A 15,463-nucleotide genomic window follows, 5' to 3' on the forward strand; every position below is an offset into this window, starting at 1 on the left:
CGTCTTCGCTAGTGTGTCGGACTTTTTGTCAACCGCCGTTATGATAAGCGGCCGCACCGTCAATTAGGGCTTGCTAAAACAAGTCTTTAGCGTGGTTCGAGCGCTGCCTACAAAAACCTGTCATTAGTAGGCATAAAGTTTGCTGACCACTTTTTCAAGGAGGAACATTCTATCACAGCAGGCTATCATCTGGCCCACACCACTTTGCCGCAGGCAGGCAAGCCGCTATGCTGGACATTCGGCCACTTGATCGAGAGACGCATGCGACCTCGCTTTTCATTATCGGGCACTGTATTAATGGGCCCTACCTGTTCAGGCTTCTCATTAGTGAGCTTTATGTTACGGCATTCGATATTACTACCCGTGGCCGCCTCTGCTGCTCTGCTGCTGAGCGGCTGCCAATCCACGCCTGGCCCACAAGATGGCCCCCTCGGCACCTGGGCCGAAGATCCCATGCGCAATGCGCCGCCCATCACTCGAGGGCTGGATGCCGCAGGGCTAAGCACGCTGCTCGGCGCAGAGCTTGCTGGCCAGCGTGGCGACTATCGCTACGCAAGCCAGGGCTACCTGGAAGCGGCTAAGCGCTATCGGGAGCCAGCACTTGCCGAGCGTGCCACCTTCGCGGCCCGCTTTGGCAATGAGGCCTCACTAATAGAGGCTTCTGCGCTTCGCTGGCGAGAGCTTGCCCCCCAGGCAGAAGCACCTAATCGCCTATTGGCGGCTTTTTCACTGCAGCGCGGCGATTGGCTCGACAGCCTCGAACAGCGTCTTGATATTGTTGAGGCAGGCGGCCACGGCGATGTCACCGCCTATGCAGAGGTTGCGGTGGCTGAAGAGGCGCCGCTGACGTTGATTGCCCAGCAGTTGCGTGAGCATTTAGCCCGCCCAAACGCTGACCAGTTGCCCCATCACAGCGATGTACTGCTGGGCACGGCCTTAATCGAGGCTGCCCTTGGCGACACCGCTCTTGCCCAGCGGCGGCTTGATCAAGTCGAGCTACTCGACCCCGAATCCGCTGCGTTATGGCTGGTGAAAGCGCGCTTGGCGCTGGAGATTGAGGATTACCCAACCGCCCAGCGCTCGGCCCAGCAGGGTCTCGAGCTCGCGCCTGACGATGTGCGATTTATTCTGTTGCTGGCCCAGGCGGAAATTCGTCTTAACAATATCAGCGCTGCAGAAGTGCAAACCAATGCCCTACTGGAAAGCCACGGTGGCAATGAGGATCTACGCTTATCGCTAGCCCAGCTCTATCTTGAAGAAGGCCACCCCGAACCCGCGCAACGCTTGCTGCAGCCGCTGATTGGCCAACCTAACGTGCCGAATTTAGCCTATTACTTACTTGGCGCCATCACGCAAGCGCAAGGCGATACTGACAATGCGCTGCTTTATTATCGCCAAGTCAGCGAAGGCAGTGAATTTTTGCCCGCTCGCGCTGCGGCGGCGCAAATGCTGATTGAGGAGGATCGCCTGCTGGATGCTCGCGCCTTCCTACGCATTGAGCGGATGCGCTTTGACAATTATTTCACCGAATTGGTGATGCTCGAGGTCCAATTGCTGGACGAAATGAATCAGCCTGAGGATGCTAATGCGCTACTAGACCGCGAAATAAGCCGTACACCCGACGATGCATCGCTGCTTTATATGCGTGCCATGCGCCGCTGGGAAGCGGGCAACATTGCGGGTATGGAGCAGGATTTACGCCAGATTTTGCGCACCGACCCAGACAATTCAGAAGCCCTCAATGCACTCGGCTACACGCTAGCCGACCTTAACTTGCCAGGGCGTTTGCAAGAGGCGTTTGAGCTTATTGAGCGCGCCTACGAGGCCGACCCTGACAATCCTGCCGTGCTCGATAGCATGGGCTGGGTCTACTTCCGGCTTGGCAAACCTGAAGAAGCGCTGCCTTGGCTTGAAAGTGCCTATATGCAGTTACCTGACCAGGAGGTCGCTGCGCACCTGGCCGAAGTGCTAAAAGCACTGGGGCGTGATGAAGAAGCGCGCCAGTTGATCCAGCAAATCATGCAGCGGACGAACCAACACCAACTGATCGACGGACTGCTTGAGCGTTATCCTGAGCTAAGCCCTTAAATAAGTCATGAACTAACGCCACCAGAGACACCCTAACCCTGCGAACTATCCTTTTAAGCGCACTCAACATGTTACCCTTGCGCCGCAATCATCTGACATGGAGCCTGTTTATGTTGACACTGACGTCCCCCTCGCCCCGCTGGCCATTAACACGCCACTCTTCGCGGCTCTGGCTTGCCGGTCTCGCGCTACTCTTGCTCGCCGGGTGTGCCTCCCAGGCTCCAATGGACGAGAGTGGCCGCCAGGCTGGGCAGTGGGAACGCCAGCAGGCCGATGTAGAGGCTTTCGATTCCTGGACACTGGTCGGCAAAGCGGGATTGCGCACCCCAGAAGAGAACGTCAGCGCCAACCTGGACTGGAATCAAACCCCCTACTATTTCCGCATGCTGATCAGCGGACCGTTTGGTGGCGGGCGTAATGTACTTGAAGGCCGTGAAGGCCGCTTTTCGCTCTCCAATAGTGATGGTCGCTTTGAAGCAGAAACGCCGGAAGCCTTAATGGAAGAGCAGCTAGGCTGGTCACTGCCTGTTAGCGCCATGCCAGACTGGGTGCGTGGCCTACCCGGCGGAAATGACAGCTATCAGTTGGAAACCGATGAGCTCGGCTTCCCGAGCCACTTGGCACAAGACGGCTGGGAAATCGACTACCGCGACTGGGAGCAGTTTGAAGGTATGTGGCTGCCGCGCAGGCTAATCATGAACTACGACGATGTACGAATTACGCTGGTCGTCAACCAGTGGCAAGCCAGCGAAGAGTAAGGGTAAACGTTTAAATGAACGCGCCGTTAACTCTTCCCGCCCCGGCCAAGCTTAACCGCATGCTGCATATAGTGGGCCGTCGTGAAGACGGCTACCACGCACTGCAAACGCTATTTCAGTTTATCGACTTGTGCGACCACCTTACGCTAACCCCCCGTGATGACGGGGAGATTCACTTAACCAGTGAGGTTAGCGGCGTTAGCCACGATAACAACTTGGTGGTTCGCGCTGCACGGTTATTGCAACGGCATAGCGGCTCTGCGCTTGGCGCCACGCTTACGATCGACAAGCAACTACCGATGGGCGGCGGTTTAGGGGGTGGTAGCTCCAACGCGGCCACCGTTTTAGTCGGCCTGAACCACCTCTGGCAGCTCAATCTACCGCTAGTCGAACTAGCACGCCTGGGGCTTCAGCTTGGGGCCGATGTGCCGGTGTTCGTACATGGCCATAGCGCCTGGGGCGAAGGCGTTGGCGAACGGCTTACCCCAGTGACGCTTGACACCCCTTGGTTCGTGATTATTCACCCCGGTATTAGCGTGTCTACCCAGGGCGTCTTCCAAGACCCGCAATTGACACGTGACAGCCGCCCCATTACTATGGCGCGCGCACTGCAGGGGGGAGCGCCAGAGTGGCGCAATGACTGTGAAGCCGTAGTAAAGGAACGCTATCCGCCCATTGCGGAAGCCCTCCACTGGCTTGCACAGCACGCACCTAGTCGGTTGACCGGCACGGGGGCTTGTCTGTTTGCTGCTTTCGACACGCAGCAATCGGCACAGGCCATCGCGCAATTAGCGGGGCAACGTTGGTCGACGTGGGTAGCACGCGGGCTCAACACCTCTCCCCTACATGATGCTCTGGGCTGTTTATAATCCCGCTCTGGGCAGTTTATAGTCCCGCTCTGGGCTATTTACAGTCCCGCTCTGGGCAGTTAAAAGCGCCCGGTCAGCGCGTTAGGTTATTGCTGGGGTATCGCCAAGTGGTAAGGCACCGCTTTTTGGTAGCGGCATTCCCAGGTTCGAATCCTGGTACCCCAGCCAACCCAACAATGGCCTGCGTTTTTACCCCTGATTCCCAACACTGCAAAGGTGGCTGCGCGTGTCAAAATTGATGGTTTTCGCCGGGAATGCTAATCCCGCACTCGCTCAAAAAATTGCCGAGAGCTTAGACAGCCGTATGGGCAACGCTACGGTGGGTCAATTCAGCGACGGTGAAATTGCAGTCGAGATCAATGAGAACGTGCGAGGTAAGGATGTTTTCATCCTGCAATCCACCTGTGCACCGACGAATGACAATTTGATGGAGTTGATCCTGATGGTCGACGCACTGCGTCGCGCCTCGGCAACTCGCATTACCGCGGTACTGCCCTACTTTGGCTATGCCCGCCAGGATCGCCGCGTGCGCTCCGCCCGGGTGCCGATTTCCGCCAAGGTAGTGGCGGACATGATGGTTAAAGCAGGCGTTGACCGCGTGATGACCATGGATCTACACGCTGACCAGATCCAGGGCTTCTTTGATGTTCCGGTCGATAACGTCTACGGCTCACCCATTCTGCTGGATGATATCGAGCGCCAGAATTACAGCGACCTGGTCGTGGTTTCTCCTGATGTAGGCGGCGTTGTTCGCGCCCGCGCTATCGCCAAACAGCTGAATGCCGATCTCGCCATTATCGATAAACGTCGCCCCCAGGCTAACCAAGCCCAGGTGATGCACATCATCGGCGAGATTGAAGGCCGTACCTGTGTCGTCGTCGACGACATGATTGATACCGCTGGCACGCTGTGTAAAGCCGGTGAAGCGCTAAAAGATCACGGCGCCAAGCGCGTGGTGGCCTATGCGACCCACCCGATTTTGTCCGGCCCAGCGGTCGATAATATTACCAACTCCGTACTGGATGAAGTGGTGGTGACCGACACCATCCCGCTATCTGACGTTGCCCGTCGTAGCGGCAAAATTCGCCAGTTGAGCGTTGCTGGCCTGATCGCGGAAGCGATTCGCCGGGTCAGCAACGAAGAATCTGTCAGCGCGATGTTCCACTAATCCGCTGACGATACAGCCCCCTTTTGGGGCCACGGAAACGTCGTCGTCTGGTCGCGGTCGTCGGCGTCTTCCTTACTTAAACTAAGAGGCAATTCCATGTCTGATTTTATCCTGAAAGCCAGCGTTCGTAACGACCTGGGGAAAGGTGCGAGCCGCCGCCTGCGTCGTGCGAACCAGCAAGTGCCGGCCGTTGTATACGGTGGCGAGAAAGGCGCGCAGTCTATCTCTGTCGAAAAAACCGCTTTCTACAAAGCGATTGAAGACGAGTCCTTCTTCTCCTCGGTCATCAAGCTGATGATCGAAGGCAAAGAAGAGCAAGTGGTTGTTCGTGACCTGCAGCGTCACCCCTTTAAGCCGCTGCTGACTCACGCCGACTTCCTGCGCGTTGATGCGACTCACGAAATCACCATGAACGTGCCGCTGCACGTGACTGGCGAAGAACAGTGTGTCGGTATCAAAGATCAAGGCGGTGAACTGCACGTACTGGCCAACGAAATTGCGATCAGCTGCTTGCCGAAAGACCTGCCTGACTACCTTGAAGTCGACATCGCTGATGTTGAACTTGGCACCACGCTGCACCTGTCTGACCTTACCCTTCCGGCTGGCGTCACCTCTGTTGACCTGTCCCACGGCGAAGAGCACGACAATGCAGTACTTAGCGTCACTAAAGTAAAAGTGCGTGTTGACGAAGATGATGAAGAAGGTGAAAGCGAAGGCGAAGAAGACACCAGCGCCGAGTAAGTATCCCTCGTTAAGCATCCTCTTGGGGCCATGCCTGCATGGCCCTTGTGATGCTGACATGATGTTAGAATCAAGCGCCCCGGCGCTTGATTTTTTTTAGGGCCGTCGCTGGCGCAGTATCGACCATGCCTTCTGGATAGTTTTAGTCTTCTGGATATTTTGTGTGAGGTGGGAAGATGAGCCAGGTTACAGCCATTATTGGATTAGGAAACCCCGGAGCGGAGTATGACGCCACGCGCCATAATGCCGGTTTCTGGCTGGTAGACGCTATTGCGCAGAGCGCCCATGCAGAGCTGCGTCCAGAAAAGAAATTTTTCGGCCACTACGCCAAGGTCCGCCTAGGCGACCATGAGCTGCACCTACTCAACCCCGCCACCTTCATGAATCGAAGTGGCGCCGCGGTGGCAGCACTAAGCCAGTTCTTCAAACTTGCCCCTGAAAACCTACTGGTCGCCCACGACGAACTCGACCTTCCCCCGGGCCAGGCACGCTACAAAACTGGCGGTGGGCACGGTGGTCACAACGGCCTGCGCGATATTATCAGTGCATTAGGCGGTCAGAAGCAGTTTCACCGAGTACGGATTGGCATTGGCCACCCCGGTGAGGCTCGTCAGGTTACTAATTATGTACTAGGGCGCCCCGGCAAGGCCGAACACGAAGCCATTGTTCGCGCCCTGAATGAGTGCATCGCCACACTTCCGCTAGCGCTCGCAGGTGACTGGGTCAAAGCCATGAACCAGTTACACAGCCTTAAGTCAGAATAGTCTTAGTCGAAAACTGGCTAGTGTCGCCTGTGGCTGACGGCTAGCGCATCTCGTAGAATGGCGATTACTTTTACGCCCTACCACCTTATTCTCAGGAACATTTTATGGGTTTCAATTGCGGCATCGTCGGCCTGCCTAACGTCGGCAAGTCCACACTATTCAATGCACTGACCAAGTCAGGCATCGATGCAGAAAACTTCCCCTTCTGCACCATTGAGCCGAACGTGGGTATCGTGCCGATGCCGGACCCACGTCTTGATAAGCTCGCCGAGATCGTCAAGCCGCAAAAAGTACTGCCGACCACCATGGAGTTCGTCGACATTGCTGGTCTGGTCGCCGGGGCCTCCAAAGGCGAGGGCTTGGGCAATAAATTCCTGGCCAATATTCGTGAAACCCAGGCAATTGCCCATGTGGTGCGCTGCTTCGATAACGACAACGTTATCCACGTAGCCAACCAGGTCGATCCCCGCGCCGATATCGAAACGATCAACCTAGAGTTAGCGCTGGCCGACCTGGATACTGTCGAAAAAGCCAGCCAGCGCTTGGTTCGCTCGGTGAAAGGCGGTGATAAAGACGCCATTGCCACCAAGGCGATTCTTGATCGTATTCAACCCCACGTTGCGGAAGGCTTGCCGCTTCGCAGCTTTGGCTTAAGCGAAGAAGAGCAGCGCCAGGTAAAAAGCTTCGGTTTTTTGACCCTGAAGCCGACCATGTACATCGCTAACGTCAATGAAGACGGTTTCGAGAACAATCCCTATCTGGATATTGTTAATGAAATAGCCGCGGAGGAAGGCGCGCTAGTGGTGCCCGTGTGCAACCAGCTTGAAGCCGAAATTGCCGAGCTGGATGACGAAGAGCGCTCGATGTTCTTAAGCGAGATGGGCATGGATGAGCCAGGCCTTGATCGCGTCATTCGTGCAGGCTACTCACTGCTGGGACTGCAAACCTACTTCACTGCCGGTGTTAAAGAAGTTCGCGCCTGGACAGTGAAAGAGGGGGCCACAGCCCCAGAAGCCGCTGGCGTGATTCACACCGATTTCCAAAAAGGCTTTATCCGTGCCGAAGTAGTCGCTTATGACGATTTTGTCTCGTTAGGCGGCGAGCAAGGTGCTAAAGATGCCGGTAAGTGGCGCTTAGAAGGTAAAGAGTACATTGTCAAAGATGGCGATGTGGTGCACTTCCGCTTTAATGTGTAACTAGACGCTTACCAACTGGCTGCCCTCTTTATAGGGGCAGCCATACGCATTTCAAACCCCAGGTTTTAGACGTCATACGCCTTGCTAACCAGCGCTTGGTAGCTAATTGGCGTGCCAAGCGTTTAAGCGCTGCCTTCCTGGCAGCGCAAAAGCCTGCTACGTTTAAGACATGCCTTTCTTTCGCCCCAGCCTGTTAATCGCGATCTTTCCGCTGCTCATACTACTGGGCTGCGAAGGAAGCGAGTCGCCAATCACACAACTCGAACCGCCCGAGCCAGGCGGGATACTTAAGGTAGCCACCCGAAACAGCGCTACCACCTACTACCTTGATCGTGATGGGATACCCGCCGGGCCGGAGCACGATCTGGTCGAATCGTTCGCCGCCGCCAACGATTGGCAGGTTGAGTGGACGCTGCTGAAATCTACGTCTGAGGTGCTTCAAGCCCTGAAAGACGGTGAGATTCAGCTTGCCGCCGCTGGTTTGACCCAACTCCCCTCGCGTGATGAGCACTTTGTCCGAGGCCCTACCCATACCGATATCGTTGAACAACTGGTCTGCCACCGAGATATGCGCCCACTACCACGCCAGGTAGAGGAAATGGCGGGGATCGATATCCGCGTCACAGCGGATTCCAGCTACGCGGACAAGCTCCAGAGCTTAGTCAACCAGCACACCGGCATCACCTTCAAGGAGGACCCTCGCACTACAGAGATACTGTTGACCGAAGTGGCCGAAAAGCGTATCGACTGCACCGTGGCCGACTCCAATATCGTTCGGGTAGTGCGGCGCCATTTCCCGCACTTGGAGATCGCTATAAACCTCACCAGCGGTGATCGATTGGGTTGGTATCTAACCCCAGATCATCAGGCACTTGCTGGGCTAGCCGATCAATGGATGGAGAGCAGCGATGGACAAGAAAACATCGCCAGAGTAAGGCAGCACTACTATGCCTATATCAGTGAGTTCGATTTTGTCGACCTGCGCGCGCTCAACCGGCGCATTGACGAGCGCCTGCCTAATTTCCTCGATCTCTTTCTGGAAGCTGAGGACGAAACAGGCATGCCCGCCGACCTACTCGCCGCCCTGGCCTACCAAGAGTCGCACTGGGACCCCAAGGCCGTTTCCCCTACCGGCGTGCGCGGCATCATGATGTTAACCCAAAACACCGCTGAATCCGTCGGCGTCGATAACCGCTTAAACCCGGCAGCGGCGATAAGCGGCGGTGCCCGATATCTCGCCGACCGTCATCAGCGTCTGCCAGACACCCTTCCCGAACCGGATCGCACCTACCTCGCCCTGGCAAGTTACAACATTGGTCGTGGTCACGTGCTAGACGCCCGCCAGCTAGCTCGCGAACTAGGCAAGAATCCAGACTCCTGGGAAGACATGAAAGAGGTGCTGCCGCTCAAGGCTGATAAGCGCTATTACCCGCAGACCCGCTATGGCTATGCGCGGGGTTATGAACCCGTGCACTATGTCCAGCGAATCCGTAACTACCAGGATGTGATAAGTGCTGCAATCGTGTGGTTACCACTTGAGGCTGACTGACAGCCCATATATCCTTGCACAACAAATGCTTGACGAACGGCGCCTTGCTGAGTAATATTCGCCCCCGTTGAAAGGCTACGTAGCTCAGCTGGTTAGAGCACATCACTCATAATGATGGGGTCCCCTGTTCAAATCAGGGCGTAGCCACCAAATTAATACAAAAAGCCCGCTCTCTGTCAGCGGGCTTTTTGTTTGTCTGCAACTGAGCAATCAGCTTAGCTTTGCACGGTTTAAGAATCCCACCAGCGCGCGGGTTAGATACTCCACATCTTTACTACCCGCAGTCTCCCGAATTGAATGCATTGCCCACTGGGGAACACCCACATCAATGGTGGGCACGCCCAACTCAGTGGCGGTAATCGGCCCAATCGTGCTTCCACAACCCATATCAGCCCGGGTCACAAACGACTGCACGGGTACGTCCACCTCGCGACATACATCGCGAAACAGCGCACCAGTAACACTATTGGTAGCGTAGCGCTGGCTGGAATTCACCTTAATGACCGGGCCACCGTTAATCGCCGGACCGTGGCGCTCATCATGCTTGTCGCGAAAGTTAGGATGCAGCGCGTGGGCGTTATCGCAAGAGATCATCAGCGATGATTGAATCAGTTGAATCAACGACTCTTCACTGCCCTCTTCACGCCCCCTTCCCCCAACCTGGGCATTAATGCGCCTTAGCACATCCGCCAAGAACGGGCCTTGAGCACCACAGGCACTGGCACTGCCGACTTCTTCGTGATCGTTAGCCACCAACAAAGCGCCTTGGCTGCCATCGCAAGCCAAGAGTGCCTCTAACCCGATGAAGCACGAGAGTAGATTATCCAACCGAGCACTCGCCACTAGCTCTTGCTTAACACCGACTAGCGAAGGTGGCTGAACATCGTAAAAGCCTAATTCAAAATCAACCACTTCCACAGCACGCATGCCGTGCTGCTCTTCTAACCACTGCGCCACCAGCTCGCCTAGCGTCGCCGACTCGCTCTGCATTAAAACTGGCGCCATTTGCGTCTGCGGATTAATCGGGCGGCCACTGTTTACATCACGATCAAGGTGAATCGCCAGGCTCGGCACCATGGCAATAGGTCGGGCGATATTGAGCAATACGCTTTCCAGACGACCATCGGCATGGCGTACATGCACTCGCCCTGCCAGCCCCAGGTCACGGTCAAACCAAGGCGCTAACAACACACCACCATAAACCTGCACACCTAACTGTAGCCAGCCTGCGGAGCACTGCGTGGCGTTAGGCTTTAGATGCAGACCCGGGCTATCGGTGTGGGCACCGATCATACGCAGCGCAGTTAATTGAGTTTCTGGCAACTGAAAAGCAATAATCGCGGAGTCATTACGGGTAACGTAGTAGCGCTTGCCTGGTGTAAGCTGCCAATTGGCCTTCTCTTCCAGCCGCTGAAAACCGGCTTGCTCCAACCGCGAAGCCATATTGCCTGCCGCATGCCACGGGGTCGGTGATTGGCGCAGAAAATCGCATAACCGCGTTAAACGATCAGCGTTGAAAGTCTCGGACATGGAAATCCTCATAACAGTAATGATTGAGTCTCATCGCGCAGGCGACCTGCTACAATACTCCCTCGACCTACGCAACTCATGGGTCATATGCGAGTCTAGGGAAGAATGAGTGTACACAAATCCGGGAGAGCTTGACTGATGAGCTTGTTTGCAACGCTTTCGCGTTCAGTCGCCCTGGCTGTCATGCTGGTTGTTACCAGCCCAGCCGCCTTGGCGCAACTTGAGCCGACCGACGAACAACGCCAGGCGGCAGTGGAAATAGCGGACTCGCTCCGCTACGGCCATTATGCCGATATTACTTTTGACGAAGCGTGGTCGCAGGATGCTTTCCAACGCTATTTGGATATTCTGGACGGCCAGCGAGCCTACCTGTTGCGCAGTGACATCGAGCCCTATCGTCACTTAGAGACGGGCATGGCAGACGCTCTCTTCAATGGCGAGCTAGATGATGCGTTTGATCTCTATAACACTTTTAGTGATCGACAGCGGTCGCGCCTTGAGTCGCTACTGGCAAAGCTGGACGAAGGCCTTGATTTCGATTTTGAGAGCAACGAGCGCCTAGAAATTGACCGCGAAGAGGCGCCTTGGGCATTCCGGCAAAGTGAACTCGACGAGCTATGGCACAAGCGGCTTAAAAACGATGCTTTAACACTCGCCCTGACCGACCAGGATAATGAACAGATCGAAACCAATCTGCGCCAGCGCTATGAAGGCCAACTGACGCGATTGGAGCAAACCGAACCTGAAGACGTGTTTGGGGTATTGATGGCGGCAGTCACCGGCAGCATCGACCCGCACACTGGCTATCTCTCCCCCCGCCAGGGCGAGTCCTTCGATATCCAGATGAGCCTCTCTCTTGAGGGCATTGGTGCCTTGCTCCAGTCAGACGGTGAGTACGTTAAAGTCTCAAGCTTAGTACCCGGCGGCCCGGCAGAACGCGCAGGCGTACTGGAGCCCGCGGACCGGATCATCGCCGTCGGCCAGGAAGAAGGCGAGATGGTCAATGTGGTCGGCATGCGCTTGGATAACGTAGTGGATCTGATTCGTGGCCCCAAAGGCTCTGTCGTTCGCCTTGATGTGGTGCCTGCACAAGCGGTCGATATGACCCGCTCACAAACGGTTCAGATCACCCGTGATACCGTCAGCCTTGAAGATCAAGCTGCCAGCAGTGAAATCATTGAGGTTGAGCGCGATGGTGAGCTTCACCAACTGGGGGTTATCAACGTGCCGACGTTCTACGTCGATTTTGATGCCTGGCAAGCCGGTGAAGAGGAGTATCGCAGCACTACGCGTGATGTCGCCAAAGAAGTTGAACGCCTTAAAGACGAGGGCGTGGAAGGCATCGTGCTTGATCTACGCAACAACGGCGGCGGCGCCCTGCAGGAAGCCAATTCCCTCATCGGCCTGTTTATTGACCGTGGCCCCACCGTCCAAGTGCGTGATGCCCAGGGCCGTATTCAGCTCTATGGAGACAGCGAAGCTGGCACACTCTATGACGGCCCGCTAGGGGTACTGGTAAACCGCCTCTCCGCCTCGGCCTCAGAGATCTTTGCCGGCGCGATTCAGGATTATGGTCGCGGCTTAGTGCTCGGCACGCCGACGTTCGGCAAAGGCACCGTGCAGACGCTTAACGAGCTAAGCCACGGACAGATTAAGCTAACCCGCGCCAAGTTCTATCGCATTTCCGGCGATAGCACCCAGAACCGCGGTGTAGAGCCGGATATCGACTTCCCCAGCCTGATTGACCCCGAACGTATCGGCGAAAGCAGCCTGGATAATGCACTGGCCTGGGATACCGTTCAGAACGTGCAGTATCGCCGCTATGGCGAACCAGAAACCATGCTGGACAAACTCATTGCTCAGCACGATATACGCGCCCAGGACAATGCCAACTTCCGCTATTTAGAGCGCCAGTCGGCGCTGGCTCGCCAGTTACGCGAGCAGCACACCAGCGTAAGCTTAAATCGCGAGCAGCGTAAGCGCGAAATGGAAGCCCAGGAAGCCGAGCAGCTCTCGCTGGAAAACCAACGCCGCCGGGCCCTAGGCCTTGATGAGCTGGATGAGTGGATGGACGCTCGGACAGACGCGGAGGGGGTAACGGAAGAGACTGAGGACTCGCAAAATAGCGAAAGTGAAGAGGATGAAGCACTGGCCGTTGATCGTGCCTATGTGCTCGAATCGGCTGAAGTCCTACTCGACTACGCCCACCTGCAAGACTCACAGCGGCTAGCTGCTAAGCGCTAAAAACGTTGAGTCCAAATAAACGCCGCCTCTTTCACAAGGGGCGGCGTTTTAGTTTTAGCTTCGACCTAATCCTTCTAAACGGTCCTTAAAAATAGTCTTTCAACACAGCGCGGCAAGACGAGCCGGCCGATCACCCATTTTGGTTAAGCGCTGAGTGAGCGCTGCAAGCTGAACAGCACTACCCTGGCTCCCCGCACGAATAATCTCCAGCGCCCAGACAGGTAGCTGTGGGGCAAGCCGATAATAGACCCACTGCCCTTCGCGCTGATCACTAAGCAACCCACAGTGGCGCAGCTGAGCCAAATGGCGCGATACTTTAGGCTGCGACTCTTGCAGCGCATGAGTCATCTCGCATACACACAGCTCCTGCTCTTGCGCTACCAGAAGCACGAGCATCAAACGCGTTTCATCGCTTAAGCATTTAAACACCTGCAAGGCTTGCGGTGTATTCACTTCGCCCACCATAAACTTCCCAGACTGATTGACTATGTGTAGTTTACGTCACAACCGTCTTTGACGGTATACACTGCTCGAATGCGCAACAACCAGACACGACAAAACACCCGGGCGCCATTAGGCGGTGGGTGACAAGAGAATAATCAAGGCTGGAAAAATGACGGGAAACTAAATGGCTCCTCGAGCAGGACTCGAACCTGCGACCCAATGATTAACAGTCATTTGCTCTACCAACTGAGCTATCGAGGAACAATGCGCTACCTAAAATAACGTACCGAGCAAGGCGGCTTACCGTTAAGAGGTAGGTAAATAGATACTAGCAGTAGTACAACTTGGCTCCTCGAGCAGGACTCGAACCTGCGACCCAATGATTAACAGTCATTTGCTCTACCAACTGAGCTATCGAGGAACATTATAAGTTGTGGTGTTTTAAGCGAAACCAAATTGCCAATAACCTTCAGCAAGTGATTGGCTCCTCGAGCAGGACTCGAACCTGCGACCCAATGATTAACAGTCATTTGCTCTACCAACTGAGCTATCGAGGAACTGCTCAAACACGGTGCGTAGTATACCCATAGAAACTTTAGGGTCAAGTATCGATTATGGATGAACGCTAGCCGCTGGATTCCTGTATCCGTATAATGGGCCTACTTATGATAGCGGCTCGGCAACAGTAACTGTCGACCGCACGACAATACTCCATTCATCCTCGTCCCCCGACGACTCATAGATGACAGGTACCGATGGCGAAGAAGCTCTTCATCAAAACGCACGGCTGCCAAATGAACGAGTACGACTCCTCCCGAATGGCGGATCTGCTCGGCGAATCTCACCAGCTCGAACTCACTGATAATGAGCGTGAAGCCGATGTCATTCTGTTAAACACCTGCTCCATTCGCGAAAAAGCGCAGGAGAAAGTTTTTCATCAGCTGGGACGCTGGAAAAAACTTAAAGACGCCAATCCCAACCTGGTGATTGGCGTAGGTGGCTGCGTGGCGAGCCAGGAAGGCGAAGCGATTCGCAAGCGCGCCCCCCACGTGGACATGGTGTTCGGGCCGCAAACCCTGCACCGCGTGCCCTCAATGCTGGATGCCCGTGGCAATAACCAGATCGCGGCGGTAGATGTCACCTTTCCAGAGATCGAAAAGTTCGACCACCTGCCCAAGCCGTCTTCCGATGGCGCAACGGCGTTTGTGTCGATCATGGAAGGTTGCTCAAAGTACTGCACTTTCTGCGTGGTGCCCTACACCCGCGGTGAAGAGGTCTCACGCCCCTTTGAGGCGGTAATGGATGAAGTCATTCACCTTTCCGACCAGGGCGTGCGCGAAATCAACCTGCTGGGCCAGAACGTCAACGCTTACCGCGGTGAGAACCAGCTTGGCGATGAAATCGACTTGGCCGAACTGATTGCCTGCGTGGCGGCGGTCGAGGGCATTGACCGCATTCGTTTTACCACCTCGCACCCGGTGGAGTTTACCGACAGCCTGGTCGACGCCTTTGCCGATATCCCCGAGCTGGTGAGCCACCTTCACCTACCGGTACAGTCGGGTTCAGACCGCATCCTTACTGCCATGAAGCGTGGGCATACGGCGGCGGAGTACGTCGAAAAGATGGAGCGTATCCGTGCCAATCGCCCGGACATCAGCTTCTCGTCTGATTTCATCATCGGCTTCCCCGGCGAAACAGAAGAAGATTTTGAAGCGACGATGAATTTAATTCATCAAATCGGCTTCGATCATTCGTTTAGCTTCGTTTACTCCGCACGCCCTGGCACTCCTGCCTCGGGCCTGCCGGATGAAACGCCTGAAAGCGTCAAAAAGCAGCGTCTGGCGATTCTGCAAGAGCGGATCATTCAGCAAACCGCGCAAATTAGCCGCCGTATGGTCGGTAGCACACAGCGTGTCCTGGTTAACGGTTTTTCGCCCCGCGACCCCGGCCAGCTCTCAGGTCGCACCGAGAATAACCGCGTGGTTAACTTCCGCGCTGCCAACCCCACCGAGCTGATCGGCTACTTTGTCGATGTAGAGATCACCGAGGCATTTCCCAATTCGCTACGCGGTGAGCTTGCCTCACCTGAGCGCTATTGATCGTTCACTTATC

Annotated in this window: 12 protein-coding genes and 5 tRNA genes; 12 read left to right on the forward strand and 5 right to left on the reverse strand. The window is 55.6% G+C overall.

The genetic code is table 11. From position 1 onward, the window contains the following. The first annotated feature begins 336 nt into the window (after positions 1 to 336). The 10 genes from QEN58_RS13365 (at position 337) to QEN58_RS13410 (ending at position 9,283) form a co-directional block, all read left to right on the forward strand. Positions 337 to 2,088, forward strand: a complete 1,752-nt coding sequence (locus QEN58_RS13365) for a tetratricopeptide repeat protein (protein ID WP_280104124.1) — start codon at positions 337 to 339, stop codon at positions 2,086 to 2,088. Between the two features lie 110 nt (positions 2,089 to 2,198). Further along, entirely contained in the window at positions 2,199 to 2,846 is a 648-nt protein-coding gene (lolB, locus tag QEN58_RS13370) for a lipoprotein insertase outer membrane protein LolB (protein WP_280104125.1), read from the forward strand. A gap of 14 nt (positions 2,847 to 2,860) precedes the next feature. Next, positions 2,861 to 3,715, forward strand: a complete 855-nt coding sequence (ispE, locus tag QEN58_RS13375; protein WP_280104126.1) for a 4-(cytidine 5'-diphospho)-2-C-methyl-D-erythritol kinase — start codon at positions 2,861 to 2,863, stop codon at positions 3,713 to 3,715. 93 nt (positions 3,716 to 3,808) lie between these two features. Continuing rightward, a tRNA-Gln gene (locus QEN58_RS13380) sits at positions 3,809 to 3,883 on the forward strand. Between the two features lie 58 nt (positions 3,884 to 3,941). Beyond that, positions 3,942 to 4,883, forward strand: coding sequence for a ribose-phosphate pyrophosphokinase (locus QEN58_RS13385; RefSeq protein WP_009287569.1), 942 nt, complete (start codon positions 3,942 to 3,944; stop codon positions 4,881 to 4,883). A 96-nt stretch (positions 4,884 to 4,979) separates the two neighbouring features. Then, positions 4,980 to 5,624, forward strand: coding sequence for a 50S ribosomal protein L25/general stress protein Ctc (locus tag QEN58_RS13390; protein ID WP_280104127.1), 645 nt, complete (start codon positions 4,980 to 4,982; stop codon positions 5,622 to 5,624). Positions 5,625 to 5,800: 176 nt separating this feature from the next. After that, on the forward strand, positions 5,801 to 6,388 hold the full coding sequence (pth, locus tag QEN58_RS13395; protein ID WP_280104128.1) for an aminoacyl-tRNA hydrolase: 588 nt from the start codon (positions 5,801 to 5,803) through the stop codon (positions 6,386 to 6,388). Positions 6,389 to 6,492: 104 nt separating this feature from the next. Beyond that, on the forward strand, positions 6,493 to 7,584 hold the full coding sequence (ychF, locus tag QEN58_RS13400; RefSeq protein WP_007113453.1) for a redox-regulated ATPase YchF: 1,092 nt from the start codon (positions 6,493 to 6,495) through the stop codon (positions 7,582 to 7,584). A 169-nt stretch (positions 7,585 to 7,753) separates the two neighbouring features. Further along, complete coding sequence (gene mltF, locus QEN58_RS13405) at positions 7,754 to 9,133, forward strand: membrane-bound lytic murein transglycosylase MltF (RefSeq protein ID WP_280104129.1); 1,380 nt, start codon at positions 7,754 to 7,756, stop codon at positions 9,131 to 9,133. Between the two features lie 73 nt (positions 9,134 to 9,206). Further along, a tRNA-Met gene (locus QEN58_RS13410) sits at positions 9,207 to 9,283 on the forward strand. A gap of 60 nt (positions 9,284 to 9,343) precedes the next feature. Here QEN58_RS13410 and QEN58_RS13415 read toward each other — a convergent pair. Then, positions 9,344 to 10,663 (reverse strand): M18 family aminopeptidase, encoded by a 1,320-nt coding sequence (locus QEN58_RS13415; protein ID WP_280104130.1) that lies wholly within the window; start codon positions 10,661 to 10,663, stop codon positions 9,344 to 9,346. A 138-nt stretch (positions 10,664 to 10,801) separates the two neighbouring features. Between QEN58_RS13415 and QEN58_RS13420 the strand changes: the two genes are divergently transcribed. Beyond that, entirely contained in the window at positions 10,802 to 12,907 is a 2,106-nt protein-coding gene (locus tag QEN58_RS13420) for a carboxy terminal-processing peptidase (RefSeq protein WP_280104131.1), read from the forward strand. Between the two features lie 99 nt (positions 12,908 to 13,006). On the opposite strand, the gene QEN58_RS13425 is transcribed toward QEN58_RS13420, so the two are convergent. The 4 genes from QEN58_RS13425 to QEN58_RS13440 form a co-directional block, all read right to left on the reverse strand. Beyond that, the gene (locus tag QEN58_RS13425) at positions 13,007 to 13,372 is read right to left on the reverse strand and encodes a metalloregulator ArsR/SmtB family transcription factor (protein WP_280104132.1); all 366 of its coding nucleotides are present in this window, start codon (positions 13,370 to 13,372) and stop codon (positions 13,007 to 13,009) included. Positions 13,373 to 13,536: 164 nt separating this feature from the next. After that, positions 13,537 to 13,612, reverse strand: a tRNA-Asn gene (locus QEN58_RS13430). 84 nt (positions 13,613 to 13,696) lie between these two features. Then, positions 13,697 to 13,772, reverse strand: a tRNA-Asn gene (locus tag QEN58_RS13435). Between the two features lie 60 nt (positions 13,773 to 13,832). Continuing rightward, positions 13,833 to 13,908, reverse strand: a tRNA-Asn gene (locus tag QEN58_RS13440). 198 nt (positions 13,909 to 14,106) lie between these two features. Between QEN58_RS13440 and miaB the strand changes: the two genes are divergently transcribed. Continuing rightward, positions 14,107 to 15,450 carry a tRNA (N6-isopentenyl adenosine(37)-C2)-methylthiotransferase MiaB gene (miaB, locus tag QEN58_RS13445; RefSeq protein WP_280104133.1) on the forward strand — a complete coding sequence of 448 codons (1,344 nt, stop codon included), beginning with the start codon at positions 14,107 to 14,109 and terminating at the stop codon, positions 15,448 to 15,450. Positions 15,451 to 15,463: the final 13 nt, after the last annotated feature.

This window comes from Halomonas alkaliantarctica, assembly GCF_029854215.1.
GTDB lineage: Bacteria > Pseudomonadota > Gammaproteobacteria > Pseudomonadales > Halomonadaceae > Vreelandella > Vreelandella alkaliantarctica_A.

Excerpts from the sequence above, each read along its gene's own strand:
- QEN58_RS13365 (WP_280104124.1), top strand. The coding sequence starts at position 337 with ATGTTACGGCATTCGATATTACTACCCGTGGCCGCCTCTGCTGCTCTG.
- QEN58_RS13420 (WP_280104131.1), top strand. The coding sequence starts at position 10,802 with ATGAGCTTGTTTGCAACGCTTTCGCGTTCAGTCGCCCTGGCTGTCATG.
- miaB (WP_280104133.1), top strand. The coding sequence starts at position 14,107 with ATGGCGAAGAAGCTCTTCATCAAAACGCACGGCTGCCAAATGAACGAG.
- ychF (WP_007113453.1), top strand. The coding sequence starts at position 6,493 with ATGGGTTTCAATTGCGGCATCGTCGGCCTGCCTAACGTCGGCAAGTCC.
- QEN58_RS13390 (WP_280104127.1), top strand. The coding sequence starts at position 4,980 with ATGTCTGATTTTATCCTGAAAGCCAGCGTTCGTAACGACCTGGGGAAA.
- QEN58_RS13425 (WP_280104132.1), bottom strand. The coding sequence starts at position 13,372 with ATGGTGGGCGAAGTGAATACACCGCAAGCCTTGCAGGTGTTTAAATGC.
- QEN58_RS13415 (WP_280104130.1), bottom strand. The coding sequence starts at position 10,663 with ATGTCCGAGACTTTCAACGCTGATCGTTTAACGCGGTTATGCGATTTT.
- lolB (WP_280104125.1), top strand. The coding sequence starts at position 2,199 with ATGTTGACACTGACGTCCCCCTCGCCCCGCTGGCCATTAACACGCCAC.
- mltF (WP_280104129.1), top strand. The coding sequence starts at position 7,754 with ATGCCTTTCTTTCGCCCCAGCCTGTTAATCGCGATCTTTCCGCTGCTC.
- pth (WP_280104128.1), top strand. The coding sequence starts at position 5,801 with ATGAGCCAGGTTACAGCCATTATTGGATTAGGAAACCCCGGAGCGGAG.
- ispE (WP_280104126.1), top strand. The coding sequence starts at position 2,861 with ATGAACGCGCCGTTAACTCTTCCCGCCCCGGCCAAGCTTAACCGCATG.